Origin of the sequence: Nocardia thailandica NBRC 100428, from assembly GCF_000308795.1 — a bacterium.
In the GTDB taxonomy this organism is placed as follows: Bacteria; Actinomycetota; Actinomycetes; order Mycobacteriales; family Mycobacteriaceae; genus Nocardia; species Nocardia thailandica.
Genome location: NZ_BAGK01000106.1, coordinates 34,545 through 49,964, shown reverse-complemented (window position 1 = coordinate 49,964; position 15,420 = coordinate 34,545). Strand labels below are relative to the sequence as shown.

The window sequence follows — 15,420 nt, the reverse complement described above, 5'->3', positions numbered from 1 at the left end:
CCGGCCGCTCGAGCAGCCCACCCCCGCAGGCCGGACGCCACGACCCCGACGGGACCTGCCGCACCTTTCCGCCGCGGAGTCGGGCCGGGAACGGTCATCGCGGGCGTGGTGGCGCTGCTGGTGACCCTGGGAGTCGGCATCGCGATCGGTGTCGTCGTCGGTGACCGGGGGACGGCGGAAACCGCGCCGTCGACCGCGACGGGGCCCGCGAGCTATGCGACGGAGAAGGTCGACAACGCCTGCGACCTGGTCGATCCCGCGCCGCTGGTGCGCTGGGCCGGCCCGCCTCGCGAGGCGCCGAAGCACACCGAGGACAGGACGCCGCCCCGCGGGGGCGAACTGGAATGCCGCGTCTACCACGGGGATCCGGGTGCCGATTCGTCGGCGCGCGCGGCGATCTGGATCCGCGTGAAGCCGACCGACGGCGCCACCCCGGAGGCGTTCGCCGCCAGGAAGGTCGTCGACCACCGCCTCGTCGGCGACAGCCTGTCCGACGTGACCTCCGGCGATGTCGACGATCTCGCCTACGGCCACTGGATCCACGCGGCGGACCGCACCGGCGCGATCTTCGACGACCGCTACCTCTTGGACGTCCTCGACGGTGACCTCTCGGTACTGGTCCTGATCGACCACGGCAGTGCCGCCGAGAACCGGGTCGACAGGGCGGAATTCGCGGCGGTCGCCCGCTCCCAGGTGCAGCGCATTCTCGACCGGTTGCGGCGGTGACGACGGATCTGCGCCCGCCGGCCGCCTGAAGCGGCAGGCAACGCCGGCCCGCCCGAGCCCTCCGTGTCCGGATCGATTTCATCCCCAACGGGTGACGTGCCGGACCGCTGCCGGTCCCTACGGTGGCGGCCACACCGCCGATCAGGAGGGATCCCCGTGGCCGGAACCGTCGTCGAGTACCTCATACCGCAGTCCCAGCGGCGCACTCCCGACGAACTCGTCGACCGGCTCGACCTGGGGGACGGCGACATCCGTGCCAAGCAGTCGGCGTTCTGGATCATGCTCGTCCTGTCGGGTGTGATCGCGATCTCGGGGGTCATCGGGGACTCGACGGCCACCGTGATCGGCGCCATGATCGTCGCCCCGCTGTCGGTGCCGATCCTGGGTGTCGCGCTGGGCATCGTGACCGGGCGGGGCGGGCTGCTGGGGCGCAGCCTGGTGTTCGTGGCCGCCGGGGTGGTGATCGTGGTCGTGCTGGGATTCGTGTTCGCGCAACTGCTGCCCAATCCGGTCAACGTGCTGTCCAACGGCCAGGTGCTCGGCCGGACGTCGCCGAAGCTGGTGGATCTGACCGCGGCGGTCGCCACCGGGCTGGTCGCGGCCGTGGCCGTGGTGCGCCGCGACGTCGGCGACGTGTTGCCGGGAGTGGCGATCGCGATCTCGCTGGTGCCGCCGCTCGGCGTGGTCGGCGTGTGCCTGGGATCGGGGGCGCCCGCGCTCGCGCTGGGGGCGTTCGTGCTGTTCGCGTCGAATGTCGTGGCGATGGTGGTGACGGCGACCGTGGTGCTGCTGCTCACCGGCTACCGGCAGGACGGCACCCGCCGGACCCGGGCCTATCTCGTCCTCGCCGCCGCGGCGGTGCTGGTGGCGGTGCCGCTGGTGGTGAACTCGCTGTCCACGCTGTGGGCCGGCCAGATCGCCGACGCCACCCGGGCCTGGCTCGGCGACGATCCGCACGCCGAGGTCCTCGATGTCACCCTGCACGGCGACGTCGCGACCGTCACGGTGCTCTCGGGGGCAGACCTGCCGCCGCTGTCGCTGCTGCAGTCCGCCGTGGACGATGTCGTGCCCTGGCACCCGAGCGTGGTCCTCGTGCACAACGTCGGCGGGCGGATCGACCGCGGGGACTGAGACGGGACCGCCGGGCCGGGGCACCCCTCATCGCCCCGGCCGGCGGGGATCAGAGGTCGTGGTTGGCCACGAACAGCCGGTGCGGGTCGAGTTCGGCGCGGAGATGACACAGTGCCGACCAGTCCTCGCCGTCGTAGAAGCGGCCGCCCTCGACCCGCGTCTCGGTGAAGGTCGGCAGCAGGGTCGGCAGCGACCAGCGCGACAGTGCCCGGACCACACCGAACGCCGCCGCCCGACCGGCCACGGCCGCCTGGGGGGTCGGCGCCACCGCCACACAGAACAGGGCGTAGTCACCGGCCAGCGCGGACAGCGCGCCGCCGCCGGGAGTACGACGCGCGAGCGCGCCACCGAGATGACGCAGTTCGGCGAACATCAGGCCGCTGCCGGTTCCCGGGCCGACCCGGTCGAGGAAGGCCGCGATCGCCTCCGCGCCGAGCGGACCGAGCACGCTGTGTTCGGCGACGGTCGGGGTCGGTCCCGGCGGGTCCATGTGCACCTGCAGCAGCGCAGCGGCGGGAATGCGGGCGAAGGTGTCCAGTTCGGGTTCCAGCGCCCGCAGCGGGGCCAGGATCTCGGCCGCGCGCTCGTCGGTCTCGAGGATCGCGCCGTCGACGACGACGAGGTCGCGGCCGGACAGGAAGGGCGGCAGGTGCGGCAGCGCGGGGAAGCTCATCACCCGCAGCGCGGTCGTCGCGCTCTCGGGCGCGGTGCGGCTCCACTCGACCCACGCAGGCACCACCTCGGGGGCGCGGTCCCGGTCCCACAGCAGCATCCCGGCGAAGACATCGGCCAGCGGCAGCAGCGCGATCTCGAACCCGACGACCACACCGAAGGCGCCGCCGCCGCCCCGCAACGCCCAGAACAGCTGCGGGTTCTCCTGCGCGGAGGCCCGGCGCAGGACGCCGTCGGCGGTGACGATGTCGACCGCGCGCACCGTGTCCGCGGCCAGGCCGTGGGCGCGGCCGTAGAAGGACAGGCCGCCGCCGAGCAGATACCCCGCCACGGCCACGTCGGGGGCCGATCCGTGCAATGCGGCCAGGCCGTGGGCGGCCGCGGCGGTGACGATCTCCTGCCACAGCGTTCCCCCGGCGACGTGCGCGGTCCGGGTCTCCGCGTCGACGCGCACCCCGGTGAGTTCGTTCATCCGCAGCAGCACGACGTCGTCGAGGCCGACCTCGCCCAACGGCGCGGCGCCGTGCCCGCTGCTCTGCGGCGCGACCCGCAGCCCCGCCGCGGCGGCCGCCAGCACGACGTCGCGGACCTCCTCGACCGTGCGGGGCACCGCGACCGCGGCCGGACGCTGATCGACGGCGACGTTCCAGGGCATGCGTGCCGCGTCGTAGCCGGGGTCGCCCGGCAGGTGGAGCGCGCAGCCGGTGCGCAGCAGGGCGGGCAGTGCGGTGGCGGGGGCGGTGGACATGGGATACCTCGTGATCTGCTCGTCGGTCCGACCACCGGATCCTGCGGGCTCCGGCCGGGCCACGCCCATCCCCGTTCGCCGGGTATTCGCCCGCCGGTGCGTCTGGGAGCGCGGCCACCCAGAAACCTGGGATGTCGCCCGCGCCCCGCGTCGGCCACACTGGGAGGATGGCTGCAGGACTGACCGCGGAACGGGTGCGACAGGATGTCGACGTCGTCGCCCGGGCCGGGCTGGAACTCGAGACGTTCCTGGCCGAGGCCACCGAGTCGGTGCGGCGGGCCGTGCCGTGGGTCAGCGCGTGCGTCGGCACCCACGACCCCACCACCCACATGCTGACCAGCGCCCGCAAATACGGGCACCTGCAGGGGCGCGACGCCCACGACCACGAGTTCGGGCTCATCGAATACGGCACGGTCGAGCAGACCGCCTTCACCGAGCTGGCCCGCGCCGCGACCCCCGCGGCGGGCGTGCACCTGGTCACCGACGGGGAAGTGCACCGGTCCACCCGGATGGCGCGATTCATGATGCCGCGCTTCGGTTTCGGCGACGAGGCGCGCCTGGTGTTCCGCGACGGCCGCGAGATCTGGGGCGCGATGGCGCTGTTCCGCGGCCCCGACGACCGCCCGTTCGACGCCGCCGAGACCGAGTTCCTCGCCTCGCTGGCGGCGCCGTTCGCCCGCGGCGTGCGGGCGGGCCTGCTGACCCGCATCGCCGACGTCGTCGCCCCGGTGCCGGGGGCAGGCCCGGCGGTGATCATCGTGGGCCCCGACGACGAGATCACCCAGATGACGCCCGCGGCCGAGCAGTGGATCGCCGAACTGGCCGACAGCCCCGCGCACGGTGACCCGCTGTGCCCGGTCGCCGCGCTCGTCGGCGCCGCCCGCCGCTACGCCCGCGGCGAGACGCCCGTGCCGCCGCGCTGCCGGCTGCGCACCACGCACGGCATGTGGCTGGTCCTGCAGGCCGGGCCGCTGAGCGCCTTCCGCGACCGCGAGGGCGACGTCGTGGTCACCATCGAGGAGGCGCGACCGCCGGAGATCGTGGCCCTGGTCGTCGCCGCGTTCGGGCTGACCCCGCGCGAACGCGACGTCACCCAGCTCGTGCTGCAGGGCATCGACACCAAGGAGATCGCCACCACCCTGCACCTGTCGGCCTACACCGTCCAGGACCACCTGAAGTCGGTCTTCGACAAGGCCGGCGTCCGCTCCCGCCGCGAACTCGTCTCCCGCGTGTACTTCGACCAGTACGTGCCCCGCATGGGCACCGAGCTCTCCCCCTCCGGGTGGTTCGCGACCGAGGACGCGTGATCGTCCGGTTCGAGGACGTTGAAGCGAGGGTCTAGAGCTCCTGGGCGAGCATGACCAGGATGTCGCTGGGTCCGCGGACGTAGGTGAGCCGGTAGACGTCCTGGTAGCGGGCGATCCCGCGCAGGACGTCGCCGCCGTGTCTGCGCACGACCTCGACCGCGGCGTCGATGTCGTCGACGGCCAGGGCGATGCGGTGCATGCCGATGTGGTTCGGCTGGACGGGATCGGTGTCGATCGCGTCGGGGTGCACGTACTGGAAGAGTTCGACCCGGCTGCCGCCGTCGGGCGCCGCCAGCATCGCGATGTCGGCGGTGTTGCCGTCGAGCCCGACGGCGGTGTCGGCCCACTCCCCGCTGACGCGGTCACGGCCCAGCAACGTCAGGCCGAGGTCGGTGAAGAACGCGATCGCGGCATCGATGTCACGGACGGCGATGCCGACATTGTCGAGTCGGGTTGGCATGCACCGCAGCCTAGCCACCGCACGCGCGCGCCGAGGCACTTCGCGCCTCGACGGCGGCGGGCGGTACCCCGTCCATGATCTCGGTCCACCAGTAGTCGAGGGGACTGGGGTCGGGCCACCGTACGACGGGTTCGGCGGGCTGGGGTGCGCGGCCGGTGACGGGGCCGCGGTCGTCGGTCAGCATGGCAATCCTCGGTGACGGCTGGAGGGTCAGGCGGCGGCGCGGAGTCGACGGCAACGCGCCCCCCGGAACCGGGACGCGACCGCCACCCGTGATCGAGGGGCGGGGGCGGCCGTGCCCGGCTCGGCGTAGGTCAGGACGCGTTCGGCTTCGGGGCCTCGTGGGGTGTCGCGGACGGTGAACACGACGCGCTGCCCGGGGCGCAGGGTCCGGTAGCCGGGGGCGTCGATGGCGGTGTAGTCGCAGAACACGGTGTAGCCGCCACGGTCGGGATTGAGGAACCCGAAGCCCTTCTCGGCGTCGAACCAGGCCACACGGCCGGGCTGCCACGACGGGTAGGTGCCGTCGGGGTGGGTGTGCGTGTCGTCCGCGGCACGCTCAGCAGGCGAGGCAGGAGAAGTCGTCGTCATCGTCGGCATAGGGTGTGCTCCAGGCTTGTTCGATGCGATCGGCGAGGTCGGCGGATTCGATGCCGTGGTCGGCGGCCACGCGCACGGCGCCCGGGTCGAGGCCGAGGTCACGGTCGTCGTCGCGGACGAAGGTCTGCTGCTCGATCAGGTCGGCCTCGGGGACGTTCGGCAGGACGTTCATCGCTGGATCCTCCTCGAAACGCGTTGTCGGACGGATGAACCGGTTCGGGGCCGGACAGCGCCGGCCCCGAACCGGCAGGGAAGACGTACTTCAGCTCATGTGACGCATGATTCGCGGTTCCTTCGATACATCACCTCCTCGTGTCGACGCGGATCACGGGACGGTCGCGCGGGCTCCGCCGCCACGGAACTCCGCGGTGTGGCCTCGCGGGCGGCGCGCGCCGCGGGGGCATGGTCGGGGAAGACATCGTGGCCTCCCACGGGATTCAGGCGCTGATGGCCTGACGTTCGGGCTCGCGGGAGATCTCGATCTTGCGCGGCTTGGCCTTCTCCGCCACCGGAATCGACAGCCGCAGCACACCGTCGCGGTAGTCCGCGCGGATGCGGTCGGTGTCCAGGCTCTCCCCCAGGAACAGCTGCCTGCTGAACACCCCGCGGGGGCGCTCCGCGGCGATCATCGACCGGTCGGTGTCGAGTTCCGGGCGCGCGGCGCGCACGGTGACCACGTTGCGCTCGACATCCAGGTCGAGGGAATCGGGATCGATACCCGGCAGATCGAACTCGACGACGAAATCGTCGCCGTCGCGCCAGGCATCCATCGGCATGGCCGCGGGCCGGGCCGCCGTGCCGAACACCTGCTGCGTCAGACGGTCCAGATCACGGAACGGATCGGTACGCATCAGCATGGTCGCCACCTCCAACTCACTCCCATCTCGGTAGGCTGATCATCAGATAACCTCTGTCATCTGACATAGATATTATTTAGCACTCACCACAGGAGAGTGCAAGAAGTTGGATCAGATAATCTGGAGACAGAGACAGAACACGAGGTGAGGACACACATGGACCCCCAAGGAGGCGCGCTCCCCACCGCGGGCCAGGGCGTATACGCCATCTCGGTGGCCGCGGAACTGGCCGGGATCGGCATCCAGACCCTGCGCCTGTACGAGCAGCACGGACTCATCAATCCCGCCCGCAGCACGGGTGGCACCCGCCGCTACAGCACCCAGGACATGACGCGGCTGTCCCGCATCAGCACCCTGACCGGGCAGGGCATCAACCTGGCCGCGGTGGCCCGCATCCTCGAACTCGAGGACACCGTCGCCCGCCTCACCGCCGAACGCGACCAGCTCCGCGCCGACCTCCACCGCAATCCGCGCTGAGACCGGCGACCTCCGTGCTCAGGCCAGATCGGCGACGGCCAGGCCGGTGAGCGGTGAGCCGAGGCGGGCCAGCACCGATTCGGTGCCGGTGTCGAGGTCGACGGCGCGGACGGTGCCGCCCAGGTCGCTGACGTAGAAGCGGGATCCGATCGAGGCCAGGCCGATGGCCTCGCGGTAACCACGCGAGAGGACCTGCGCGGGGCCGGGTTCGGGGACGACCGTGGCACGGTTGAGGGAGTTGCCGTCCGGGGGCGCGCCGCGATCGGTCCAGAGCAGGGTGGCGCCGCGCAGCTCGAGGTCGATGGGTTCGGGCAGGTTCTCGAACAGGGTCGTCACGTCGACGCGGTCGCGGGCGGACACACCGGCGGGCAGGTCGAGCGGCGCGCGCAGGATGCGGCCGTCGCCGCCCTTGGCGGGGCCCTTCTGGGTCCAGTAGAGCAGGCGGCGATCGAGGTCGACGCAGATGCCGACGCACCAGTTGCGTACCGTCCCGGCGTCTTCCGGGCCCTCGCCCGTCACGATCAGCGGGTGCAGATCGCCGCCGTCGAGGTCACACGTCAGCACCTGCATGCCCTCGCGGTCGCACCAGTACAGGCGGCCTGCCTCGAAGTCGGCGGTGATCTGCTTGCCGGTGGTGAACCCACCGGGCTCGACCACGTAGCGCCGGTTGCCGCCATCGAGGTCGACCCGTTCGACGGAACCGTTGCGGGAGAAGAAATCCGGCTCCGTGCCCGGCGTGAAGCCGGGATCCGGTCGGCCCATGTTGGTCCAGTAGATATGGCCGCGCAGCTGATCGACCACGATACCGTCGGGCATGTCGGTGAGGCCCTCGACGACGGTGCGCACGCCGCTGCCGTCGAGGGCGATCGCGTGCATGCACCGGCCGGCGAGATCGAGGGCGAGCAGCTCGGTCACGACCGCTCAGCCCTTCGGCGCGGCATAGTCGTCGTAGAAGCCCTCGCCCGTCTTGATGCCCAGTTTCCCGGCGTCGACGTACTTCTTCAGCAGGATGCGGGGACCTTCGGGCAGGTGCGGGTTCTCGGCGGCGTAGTGCTCCTCGATGTCGAGGACCACGTCGAGGCCGACCTGATCCATCATCCGGAACGGGCCCGCCTTCGTGCCGAAGTTCAGCGCGAACATGGCGTCCACGTCGGCGGGCACCGAGACACCCTCGTAGACCACCTCGAGTGCCTCGCGCTTGATGGCCGCCCAGATCCGGTTGAACACGAAACCGGTGCTCTCCTTGCGGCACAGGAACGGGTGCAGGCCGAACTGCGGGAAAGTCCGCAACACGAAGTCGATGATCTCGGGGGCGGTGTCCCCGTCGGACATGACATCGAGCGTGGTCGACTGCGGCGGCATGTAGAAGTGGGTGTTGAGCATGCGGTCTCGGGTGCGCAGGCCCTCGGTGAACAGCCTGCTCGCGTAGGAGGAGGAGTTCGAGGCCAGGATCGCGTCGGCGGGGCTGTCGCTCTCGAGCTGGGCGAAGATCTTCTTCTTGAGCTCGAGGTTCTCCGGGACGGCCTCGACCACCAGCCAGGCGTCGCGCACCGCGTCGGCCTGCGCGGGCACGTAGGAGATGGTGCCGGGGGCGCCGCCGTCGATCGCGCCGAGTACCTCGGGCAGCGTGCCGGTGGCGTACTCCACGGCGGCGCGCCCCTGTTCGGCGTTCGGGTCGGTGATGTGGACCGTGCCGCCCCGGGTGGCGAACATCAGCGCGATGCGCCTGCCCAGGGTGCCCGCGCCGACGACCGCGACCGGGCGATTGCTGTGATCGTGCGGGATCTGGCTCACGACGACTCCCTCGGCAGGAAGAACTTCGGCGGACAGACTCGAGATCGTTCGTCCCCCACCCTAGCCGCTCCCCGCACGGATGCCCGGCAACCACCGCGAACCGGTCACCCGCCCGGGGGACGATGGGATCGGCGGGGATCGGCGGGGATCGGCGCCGGTCTCACGATGTCGTCCACGCCGACGTCTACCCACTACCGACCCTCGACGAATCGACAGGAGAACCGACATGACCGGTCCGGCCGGGACGCTTCCGGAGTCGTCGCGCGCGAAACCTCCCACCGGCGCCGCCGGGACCGCCGACCCCGCCGACCGCGCCGGCGCCGCCGACCCGTCGGTCGTCGTGGGCGAGGACGGCCTGGCCCGGCCCGCGTGGGCGGCGGCGGATCCGTTGCTGCGCGATTACTACGACACCGAATGGGGCATGCCGGTCACCGACGAACAGGGCGTCTTCGAGCGCCTGAGCCTCGAAGGGTTCCAGGCCGGGCTGTCCTGGGCGACGATCCTGCGCAAGCGCCCGGCGTTCCGTGCCGCCTTCGACGGCTTCGCCCCCGACCTCGTCGCCGGCTACACCGACGCCGACGTCGAACGCCTGATGGCCGAGGCGGCGATCGTGCGCAACCGCCGCAAGATCGTCGCCACGATCACCAACGCCCGTGCCACCGTCGCGCTGCGCGCGGAGGGCGGCCTGGCCGCGCTGGTGTGGTCGTTCCGGCCGCGGGACACGCCACGGCCGCGGACGTTCGCGGAGATCCCGACCACGTCCGCCGAATCCGTCGCCCTGTCGAAGGAGTTGCGGCGCCGCGGCTTCGGTTTCGTCGGTCCCACCACCCTCTACGCGCTCATGGAGGCCATCGGCATCGTCGACACGCACCTCCTCGGTTCGCATCGCCGGGGCAGCTCCGGCGTCTGGCGCCCGTGAGTCCCGCGGGCATCTCACGTCCCGCGCGGCGGGCGCGTCTACGTGGCGAGAACGAGAGAGAGGGGAAACCCGATGCACACCGGTCACACGGTGACGCTCGAATCCGGCACGGTCGAGGGCGGCGGGACGAGGTCGTGAAGCCACCGTTCGAGACGAACGTGACCCAGCACGGACCGACCGTGCTGCGGGTCTGCCGCGTCGTCCTCAGCCCGCACGACGCCGAGGACGCCTGGTCGGAGACCTTTCTCGCCGCGATGCGCGCCTACCCGGAGCTGCCCGCGTCGGCGAACGTCGAGGCCTGGCTGGTCACCATCGCCCACCGCAAGGCGATCGATGTCGTGCGGGCGGACCGGCGCAGGCCGGTGCCCGTGGGGTACGTGCCCGAGGAGGCACGCGGCGACGGCGTCGCCGGATCCGACGACGCGGGCGTATGGGCCGCGGTCGCGAACCTGCCCGACAAGCAGCGCCAGGCCATCGCCTACCACTACGTGGCCGGGCTCCCCTACGCCGAGATCGCGCGGATCCTCGGCGGAACCGCCGACGCGGCACGCCGAGCGGCCGCCGACGGCATGAAGACCCTGCGCAGAACCTATCCGGGCACGACGCCGGAAGGAGAGAACCGATGACCGAGAACCACCACGAACACGACGTGCTCGCCACCCTGACGGCACTCGTCGACGAGGCCACGCTGGCGCGGCTGCATCAGCGGCTCGAACACGAGGCCGACCGGTCCGGACTGCTCGACATCGCCTACACCACCACCGATACACCGGTCGGCCGGTTGCTGCTGGCCGCCACGCCCCGGGGCCTGGTGCGGGTGGCCTACGCCCGGGAGGACCACGATCAGGTCCTGGCGACCCTCGCGACCACGCTGAGCCCCCGCGTACTGCACGCGCCCCACCGCCTCGACACCGCCGTGCGCGAGCTCGACGAGTACTTCGCGCGGCGCCGCACCGCCTTCGACCTGCCCCTGGACCTGTCGCTCTCGCGCGGATTCCGTCAGCTCGTCCAGCAGCACCTGCCCGAGATCGCCTACGGGCACACCGCCAGCTACGCCGAGGTCGCCAGATCGGTCGGCAACCCGAAAGCGGTACGGGCCGTGGGTACCGCGTGCGCGACCAACCCGCTACCCGTCGTCGTTCCCTGCCACCGGGTCCTGCGCGCCGACGGCAGCCTGGGCGGATACATCGGCGGCGCCGAGGCCAAACACCTGCTGCTGGAATTGGAGGCCGCCGCATGACCGCCGCGCCCGGCTGGCGGGACCGCGTGGACCGGCTGGACTGGCCGCACATCACCGCCGAGATCGATGCGGCCGGCGGCGCCGCCCTGCCCGGCCTGCTCACCCCGGCCGAAGCGACGGCGCTCGCCGATCTCTACGACGACGACGCGCGGTTCCGCAGCACCGTCGACATGAACCGGCACCGCTTCGGGTCCGGCGAATACCGCTATTTCGCCACGCCGTATCCCGAGCCGGTCGAGCAGCTCAAACAGGCGCTCTACCCCCGGCTGCTGCCGATCGCCCGGCAGTGGTGGGCACGCCTGGGCCGCCCGGCACCCTGGCCCGACACCTTCGACGAATGGCTGCGCCTGTGTCACCGCGCCGGACAGACGAAGCCGACGGCGATCCTGCTGCGCTACGCCGCGGGCGACTGGAACGCCCTGCACCGGGACCTCTACGGCGACCTGGTGTTCCACCTGCAGGTCGTGATCGGCCTGGACCGTCCCGGCATCGACCACACCGGCGGGGAGTTCCTGCTCGTCGAACAGCGCGCCCGCGCCCAATCCCGGGGCAGCGCAACGGTGATTCCCCGGGGCGACGGCTTCCTGTTCACCACCCGGGACCGGCCGGTGCGCTCGGCACGCGGCTGGTCGGCGGCGCCGACGCGCCACGGGGTGTCCACGATTCGCTCGGGCCTGCGGCGCACTCTCGCGCTGGTGTTCCACGACGCCGCCTGATCGTGCGGCACGCGCCGATCCGCGCCCTGCCCATCCTCTCCCGGGAACCGGCCACCCGGCCATGGTCACAGAATTTCTGACAGCGAAAAGCGCTGATCAGCAATCCTTTTCGCCGGTACGCCGGCGAGAGATCTCGAGTAGGTCGCGCGGTGACGGGTAGAGCGGCAGGCGAGGCCGGACACGGCCTCGACACTGATTCCGATGGAAAGGAGTGCCGATCATGGCAGACCAGAACAACCCGGGACAGTTCGGTAACCGCAGCGACACCGCCGACCAGGCCCGCAAGGGCGGGCAGGCCAGCACCGGGAGCTTCGGCAGCGAGAACGCCGCCGACCCGTCAACGGCCGGACGCAAGGGCGCCCAGGCCCAGCCGACCGAGGCCAAGCAGCGCGGCGGCCAGCACAGCCACAGCGGCGGCTGACGCCTCGCGCGGGCGAGGGGCGGTGCTCACACCGTCCCTCGCCCCCGGCTCCCGCTCAGGCCGCTGCGAGATCCGGCGGGTCGGTGACCTGCTCACGCAGGCGATCGAGCACGCGCTTGAGGTGCCGCGACACCGTCATCTGCGAGACGCCGAGGCGACCGCTGATCTCCTCCTGCGACAGGCCGACGAAGAACCGCCAGTGCAGCAACCGGCGTTCGTCGTCGTCCAGCGCGGCGACGGCCGGCGCCGCGGTGACGGCCCGCTCGATCAGGTCGTAGCAGGGATCGGCGTAGCCGAGCTTGTCGCCGACGGCCGAGGACGCGCCCTGCTCGGCATCACCGGTCACCGCCGGGACGTCGAGACTGTTGGTGTTGTAGGCGTCGCCCGCGATCCGGGCGCGCACCACGTCCTCGACGGTCACCCCGGCGGCCTCGGCGATGTCGGCGGTGGTCGGCGAATGCTGCAGGCGCTGGGTCAGCTCGGAGATCACCTGCGCGATCCGCGCGTGCAGTTCCTTGTCGGCCCGCGTCACCCGCAACGCCCACGTGGTGTCGCGGAAGTGCCTGCGGACCTCGCCCATCACGGTGGGCACGGCGAATCCGAGGAACTGCACGCCGCGCTCCACGTCGTAGCGGTCGACGGCCAGCACGACACCGAGCGAGGCGACCTGCATCAGGTCCTCGAACGGTTCACCGCGTCCGGAGTAGCGCATCGCGATGTGCTCGGCGAGCGGCAGGCAGGCTTCGATGATGCGCTCACGCATGCGGGCGTGTTCGCGACTGCCGGGCCGCAGGCCGGCCAGGCGGGTGAAGGCCGGTTCGAGCCGCTCGTAGCCCTCGATCGCGGTCTCGCTCTGTTCGGTGCCGGTGTGCTGTGCGGGCATGTGCTCACCCCTCGTTGGCCGATCGGTCGACTCGCAGGCTTGAATCGCTGTCTGCTGGATGCACCGGGGGACGGAGTCGAAACAACTTTTCCGGAGCGCGTCCGTCCCGTGCCGCGTGGGCGCCGCCCGGCGGCGGGCGGGCCGGTCGCCGGTCTACCTGCGGTCTCCCGCCGGGCGCGCCTGTCCGGAGGGCTGTTCGGCCGGATGGGTGCGGCGGCGAACTGTTCGGTATCCGTCCTTCGCGAAACGGCCGTCCGCCCCGGGCTCGCCCCGCGCGCGGCGCGCGTTGAGCAACGCCAGCGCGGCGGCCGGGACCACCAGGACGAGCCCGCGCAACCACACCTCCCGCTCGATGCGCGTGAACAGGAACAGGCACGACAGCAGGCCCGCGACCGGGACGGCGGTGGGTACCCGGAAGTGCCCCGCGCGGCCGGGATCGCGGCGCAGCGCCAGCACCGCGGCGTCCACCCCGGCGAAGACGAACAGCAGCAACAGCACCAGCGTCGCGGCCAGCGCGTCCACCCCGCCGGTCAGCGCCAGTACCAGCGACACCGCCGCCGTCGCCACGACCGCCACCCACGGCGTGCGCCTGCCCGGCAGCACCCGCCCGAAGACTCCCGGCAGCAGCCCGTCGCGCGCCATGCCGTAGGCCAGCCGCGACGACATGATCCCGGTGAGCAGCGCGCCGTTGGCCACCGCCACGAGCGCGATCACGCTGAACAGCCGATCGGGCACTCCCCGGCGACGCGCACCACCTCCAGCAGCGGACCGCTCGACCCCGCCAGCCGCTCGACCGGCACGCTCGCCGAGGCGACCACGCCGAGCAGCACGTAGACCAGCCCCGCGGTCAGCAGCGCGCCGAAGAGGGCTCGCGGATAGGACCGGCGGGGGTCCTCGACCTCCTCGGCGAGGTTCACCGAGGTCTCGAAGCCGACGAAGGAATAGAACGCGAGGACCGTGCCGGCCAGCACCGCTCCGGCCGGGCCACGGTCCGGGCCGCCGATCTCGGTCAACCGCTGGACGTCGGCGTCGCCGCGTGCCATCACCCAGGCACCGAGCCCGACGATGAGCAGCAGACCGCCCAGCTCCACCACGGTCGCCGCCACGTTGACGCCGAGCGACTCCCGAATACCGCGGATGTTCACCGCGGCCAGCAGGATCGAGAACACCACCACCACGGCCGCCGCGGGCCATGACACGAGCGTCTGCAGATAGTCCCCCGCGAACGCGGCGGTCAGCGCGCCCACCGACACCATGCCCGCGCCCAGCATGCAGAAGCCGACGAACGAGCCGGCCGCCGGACCGAACGCGGCGGTCACGTAGTGCGCGGACCCGCCCGCGCGCGGGTACTTCGTCGCCAGCTCGGCATAGGACCCCGCGGTCAGGGCGGCCAGCGCCAGCGCGACGACCAGCGGCAGCCAGACCGCACCGCCGGACTCCCCCGCGATCGAGCCGACCAGCACGTACACGCCCGCGCCGAGGATGTCGCCGAGGATGAAGAAGAACAGCAGCGGGGTCGTCACCGCCCGTTTCAAGGCCACCGTCATGACGCCGGCATACCCATCCGCCCCGCCGCGAACCGACCCGTGGCGCAGCCTGTTTCCGGCTCGCCGTCCCGGGTACGCGGATCAGCGAGAGGCCCGACGATCCGAGGAGCACCATGTTCATCCATGCCGAGGACCCGCGCGGCCCGAGGAGAACCGCCGGATCGCTGGACGCCGCGCGCGCGGCCCTGCTCGACCGGCCGGTCCGCGCGGCCTTCCGGGCCGGCGCCCGGCTGCGCGGCGCCCGCGTCTTCCATCCGCGCGGCATCGTCCTGACCGGGCGATTCCGTCCCGAGGACGACGACGTCCTGCTCGGGGCGGGTGAGCGACCGGTGGTCGCGCGGCTGTCGAAGGGGCTGGGCGCTCCGGGCGGCCTGCCCGATGTCCTTGGTCTGGCGTTCCGGCTGCCCGGTCGCGACGGCGGCGCCTGGGACGTCGCGCTGGCCACGTCCGGGCGGGGCGCGGTGGGCCGGTGCCTGCCGACTCCGGCCCGGGGCTGGGCCTCGGCGCGGTTCGGCAGCCTGCAGCCCTACCGCGTCGATGCCGGCGCACCGCTGTGGTTGTCCGCCGAGCCGGTCGCGGCCGACGCGCTGCCCCGGGACGCGTCGGTGAGCGACCTGCGCGCCTGCGCGCGCCGCGGCACGCTGCGTTTCCGCCTGACCTGCTCGGGACAGCACGAGCGGGTACTGGGCGAGCTGTCTCTCGACGCCGAGGCGAGCGAGCCGCCCCGCGCGTTCGACCCGGTGCGGAACAGCCCCGCGGGTATCCGCCTGGCGCCGAGCTCGCTGACCCGGGTGCGCGCGAACGCCTACGCGGGCAGCAGGCGCGGGCGCGGCGCCGGGCCGCTGGAACGCGCGGTACCCGCGGCCGAGCCGCGCGCGTGACGCTGTTTCGTCCGGGCCCGCGGTGGTAGTGCGCCCCGGAG

General features: G+C 72.2%; 20 protein-coding genes and 1 pseudogene. 10 read left to right on the top strand and 11 right to left on the bottom strand.

Annotated elements, in window-relative coordinates; translation table 11 throughout:
• The first annotated feature begins 120 nt into the window (after positions 1–120).
• Together ON36_RS10800 and ON36_RS10795 are read left to right on the top strand one after the other, a co-directional pair.
• Positions 121–726 (top strand): hypothetical protein, encoded by a 606-nt coding sequence (locus tag ON36_RS10800; RefSeq protein ID WP_157224839.1) that lies wholly within the window; start codon positions 121–123, stop codon positions 724–726.
• Between the two features lie 156 nt (positions 727–882).
• On the top strand, positions 883–1,857 hold the full coding sequence (locus tag ON36_RS10795) for a TIGR00341 family protein (protein WP_043650869.1): 975 nt from the start codon (positions 883–885) through the stop codon (positions 1,855–1,857).
• A gap of 49 nt (positions 1,858–1,906) precedes the next feature.
• Here the strand turns inward: ON36_RS10795 and ON36_RS10790 are convergent, their stop codons facing one another.
• Positions 1,907–3,277: an FAD-binding protein gene (locus tag ON36_RS10790; protein WP_052313852.1), complete on the bottom strand. Its 1,371-nt coding sequence runs from the start codon at positions 3,275–3,277 to the stop codon at positions 1,907–1,909.
• Between the two features lie 167 nt (positions 3,278–3,444).
• Between ON36_RS10790 and ON36_RS10785 the strand changes: the two genes are divergently transcribed.
• Positions 3,445–4,584: a response regulator transcription factor gene (locus ON36_RS10785; RefSeq protein WP_043650867.1), complete on the top strand. Its 1,140-nt coding sequence runs from the start codon at positions 3,445–3,447 to the stop codon at positions 4,582–4,584.
• 31 nt (positions 4,585–4,615) lie between these two features.
• Here ON36_RS10785 and ON36_RS10780 read toward each other — a convergent pair whose 3' ends face one another.
• The 5 genes and pseudogenes from ON36_RS10780 to ON36_RS10765 all read right to left on the bottom strand — a co-directional run bounded on the left by ON36_RS10780 (position 4,616) and on the right by ON36_RS10765 (position 6,501).
• A complete protein-coding gene (locus tag ON36_RS10780; protein WP_043650865.1) occupies positions 4,616–5,044 on the bottom strand; it encodes a VOC family protein in 429 nt (142 codons plus the stop codon).
• 10 nt (positions 5,045–5,054) lie between these two features.
• A complete protein-coding gene (locus ON36_RS34675) occupies positions 5,055–5,228 on the bottom strand; it encodes a hypothetical protein (protein WP_157224838.1) in 174 nt (57 codons plus the stop codon).
• 128 nt (positions 5,229–5,356) lie between these two features.
• A pseudogene (locus ON36_RS36080) lies at positions 5,357–5,539 on the bottom strand (cold-shock protein); the annotation flags it as partial.
• Positions 5,540–5,603: 64 nt separating this feature from the next.
• Entirely contained in the window at positions 5,604–5,816 is a 213-nt protein-coding gene (locus tag ON36_RS10770) for an Rv3202a family protein (protein WP_043650862.1), read from the bottom strand.
• A 265-nt stretch (positions 5,817–6,081) separates the two neighbouring features.
• Entirely contained in the window at positions 6,082–6,501 is a 420-nt protein-coding gene (locus tag ON36_RS10765) for an Hsp20/alpha crystallin family protein (RefSeq protein ID WP_043651021.1), read from the bottom strand.
• Between the two features lie 156 nt (positions 6,502–6,657).
• Between ON36_RS10765 and ON36_RS10760 the strand changes: the two genes are divergently transcribed.
• Complete coding sequence (locus ON36_RS10760) at positions 6,658–6,978, top strand: MerR family transcriptional regulator (RefSeq protein ID WP_043650859.1); 321 nt, start codon at positions 6,658–6,660, stop codon at positions 6,976–6,978.
• Positions 6,979–6,996: 18 nt separating this feature from the next.
• Here ON36_RS10760 and ON36_RS10755 read toward each other — a convergent pair whose 3' ends face one another.
• Together ON36_RS10755 and ON36_RS10750 are read right to left on the bottom strand one after the other, a co-directional pair.
• A complete protein-coding gene (locus ON36_RS10755; protein ID WP_043650857.1) occupies positions 6,997–7,893 on the bottom strand; it encodes a hypothetical protein in 897 nt (298 codons plus the stop codon).
• 6 nt (positions 7,894–7,899) lie between these two features.
• Positions 7,900–8,772 carry a 3-hydroxyacyl-CoA dehydrogenase family protein gene (locus ON36_RS10750; protein WP_043650855.1) on the bottom strand — a complete coding sequence of 291 codons (873 nt, stop codon included), beginning with the start codon at positions 8,770–8,772 and terminating at the stop codon, positions 7,900–7,902.
• Between the two features lie 226 nt (positions 8,773–8,998).
• On the opposite strand from ON36_RS10750, the gene ON36_RS10745 reads away from it, so the two are divergent.
• From ON36_RS10745 to ON36_RS10725, 5 genes are all read left to right on the top strand, one after another.
• A complete protein-coding gene (locus tag ON36_RS10745; RefSeq protein ID WP_083885051.1) occupies positions 8,999–9,691 on the top strand; it encodes a DNA-3-methyladenine glycosylase I in 693 nt (230 codons plus the stop codon).
• Between the two features lie 134 nt (positions 9,692–9,825).
• Positions 9,826–10,317: an RNA polymerase sigma factor gene (locus ON36_RS10740; protein ID WP_043650853.1), complete on the top strand. Its 492-nt coding sequence runs from the start codon at positions 9,826–9,828 to the stop codon at positions 10,315–10,317.
• The gene (locus tag ON36_RS10735) at positions 10,314–10,931 is read left to right on the top strand and encodes a methylated-DNA--[protein]-cysteine S-methyltransferase (protein ID WP_083885050.1); all 618 of its coding nucleotides are present in this window, start codon (positions 10,314–10,316) and stop codon (positions 10,929–10,931) included. Before ON36_RS10740 ends, ON36_RS10735 begins: the two co-directional genes overlap by 4 nt.
• The gene (locus ON36_RS10730; protein WP_043650851.1) at positions 10,928–11,647 is read left to right on the top strand and encodes a 2OG-Fe(II) oxygenase; all 720 of its coding nucleotides are present in this window, start codon (positions 10,928–10,930) and stop codon (positions 11,645–11,647) included. The genes ON36_RS10735 and ON36_RS10730 overlap by 4 nt, the downstream gene beginning before the upstream one ends.
• A gap of 220 nt (positions 11,648–11,867) precedes the next feature.
• A complete protein-coding gene (locus tag ON36_RS10725; RefSeq protein WP_043651013.1) occupies positions 11,868–12,068 on the top strand; it encodes a hypothetical protein in 201 nt (66 codons plus the stop codon).
• Between the two features lie 55 nt (positions 12,069–12,123).
• Here the strand turns inward: ON36_RS10725 and ON36_RS10720 are convergent, their stop codons facing one another.
• From ON36_RS10720 to ON36_RS37045, 3 genes are all read right to left on the bottom strand, one after another.
• Complete coding sequence (locus ON36_RS10720; RefSeq protein WP_043650849.1) at positions 12,124–12,951, bottom strand: SigB/SigF/SigG family RNA polymerase sigma factor; 828 nt, start codon at positions 12,949–12,951, stop codon at positions 12,124–12,126.
• 153 nt (positions 12,952–13,104) lie between these two features.
• Positions 13,105–13,665: an amino acid permease gene (locus ON36_RS37050; RefSeq protein ID WP_281004847.1), complete on the bottom strand. Its 561-nt coding sequence runs from the start codon at positions 13,663–13,665 to the stop codon at positions 13,105–13,107.
• On the bottom strand, positions 13,662–14,498 hold the full coding sequence (locus ON36_RS37045; protein ID WP_281004846.1) for an APC family permease: 837 nt from the start codon (positions 14,496–14,498) through the stop codon (positions 13,662–13,664). The genes ON36_RS37050 and ON36_RS37045 overlap by 4 nt, the downstream gene beginning before the upstream one ends.
• A gap of 113 nt (positions 14,499–14,611) precedes the next feature.
• On the opposite strand from ON36_RS37045, the gene ON36_RS10710 reads away from it, so the two are divergent.
• Positions 14,612–15,379, top strand: a complete 768-nt coding sequence (locus ON36_RS10710) for a catalase family protein (RefSeq protein ID WP_245558030.1) — start codon at positions 14,612–14,614, stop codon at positions 15,377–15,379.
• The last annotated feature ends 41 nt before the right edge of the window (positions 15,380–15,420 follow it).

Excerpts from the sequence above, each read along its gene's own strand:
- ON36_RS10790 (WP_052313852.1), bottom strand. The coding sequence starts at position 3,277 with ATGTCCACCGCCCCCGCCACCGCACTGCCCGCCCTGCTGCGCACCGGC.
- ON36_RS10785 (WP_043650867.1), top strand. The coding sequence starts at position 3,445 with ATGGCTGCAGGACTGACCGCGGAACGGGTGCGACAGGATGTCGACGTC.
- ON36_RS10780 (WP_043650865.1), bottom strand. The coding sequence starts at position 5,044 with ATGCCAACCCGACTCGACAATGTCGGCATCGCCGTCCGTGACATCGAT.
- ON36_RS34675 (WP_157224838.1), bottom strand. The coding sequence starts at position 5,228 with ATGCTGACCGACGACCGCGGCCCCGTCACCGGCCGCGCACCCCAGCCC.
- ON36_RS10770 (WP_043650862.1), bottom strand. The coding sequence starts at position 5,816 with ATGAACGTCCTGCCGAACGTCCCCGAGGCCGACCTGATCGAGCAGCAG.
- ON36_RS10765 (WP_043651021.1), bottom strand. The coding sequence starts at position 6,501 with ATGCTGATGCGTACCGATCCGTTCCGTGATCTGGACCGTCTGACGCAG.
- ON36_RS10760 (WP_043650859.1), top strand. The coding sequence starts at position 6,658 with ATGGACCCCCAAGGAGGCGCGCTCCCCACCGCGGGCCAGGGCGTATAC.
- ON36_RS10745 (WP_083885051.1), top strand. The coding sequence starts at position 8,999 with ATGACCGGTCCGGCCGGGACGCTTCCGGAGTCGTCGCGCGCGAAACCT.
- ON36_RS10735 (WP_083885050.1), top strand. The coding sequence starts at position 10,314 with ATGACCGAGAACCACCACGAACACGACGTGCTCGCCACCCTGACGGCA.
- ON36_RS10730 (WP_043650851.1), top strand. The coding sequence starts at position 10,928 with ATGACCGCCGCGCCCGGCTGGCGGGACCGCGTGGACCGGCTGGACTGG.
- ON36_RS10725 (WP_043651013.1), top strand. The coding sequence starts at position 11,868 with ATGGCAGACCAGAACAACCCGGGACAGTTCGGTAACCGCAGCGACACC.
- ON36_RS10720 (WP_043650849.1), bottom strand. The coding sequence starts at position 12,951 with ATGCCCGCACAGCACACCGGCACCGAACAGAGCGAGACCGCGATCGAG.
- ON36_RS37045 (WP_281004846.1), bottom strand. The coding sequence starts at position 14,498 with ATGACGGTGGCCTTGAAACGGGCGGTGACGACCCCGCTGCTGTTCTTC.
- ON36_RS10710 (WP_245558030.1), top strand. The coding sequence starts at position 14,612 with ATGTTCATCCATGCCGAGGACCCGCGCGGCCCGAGGAGAACCGCCGGA.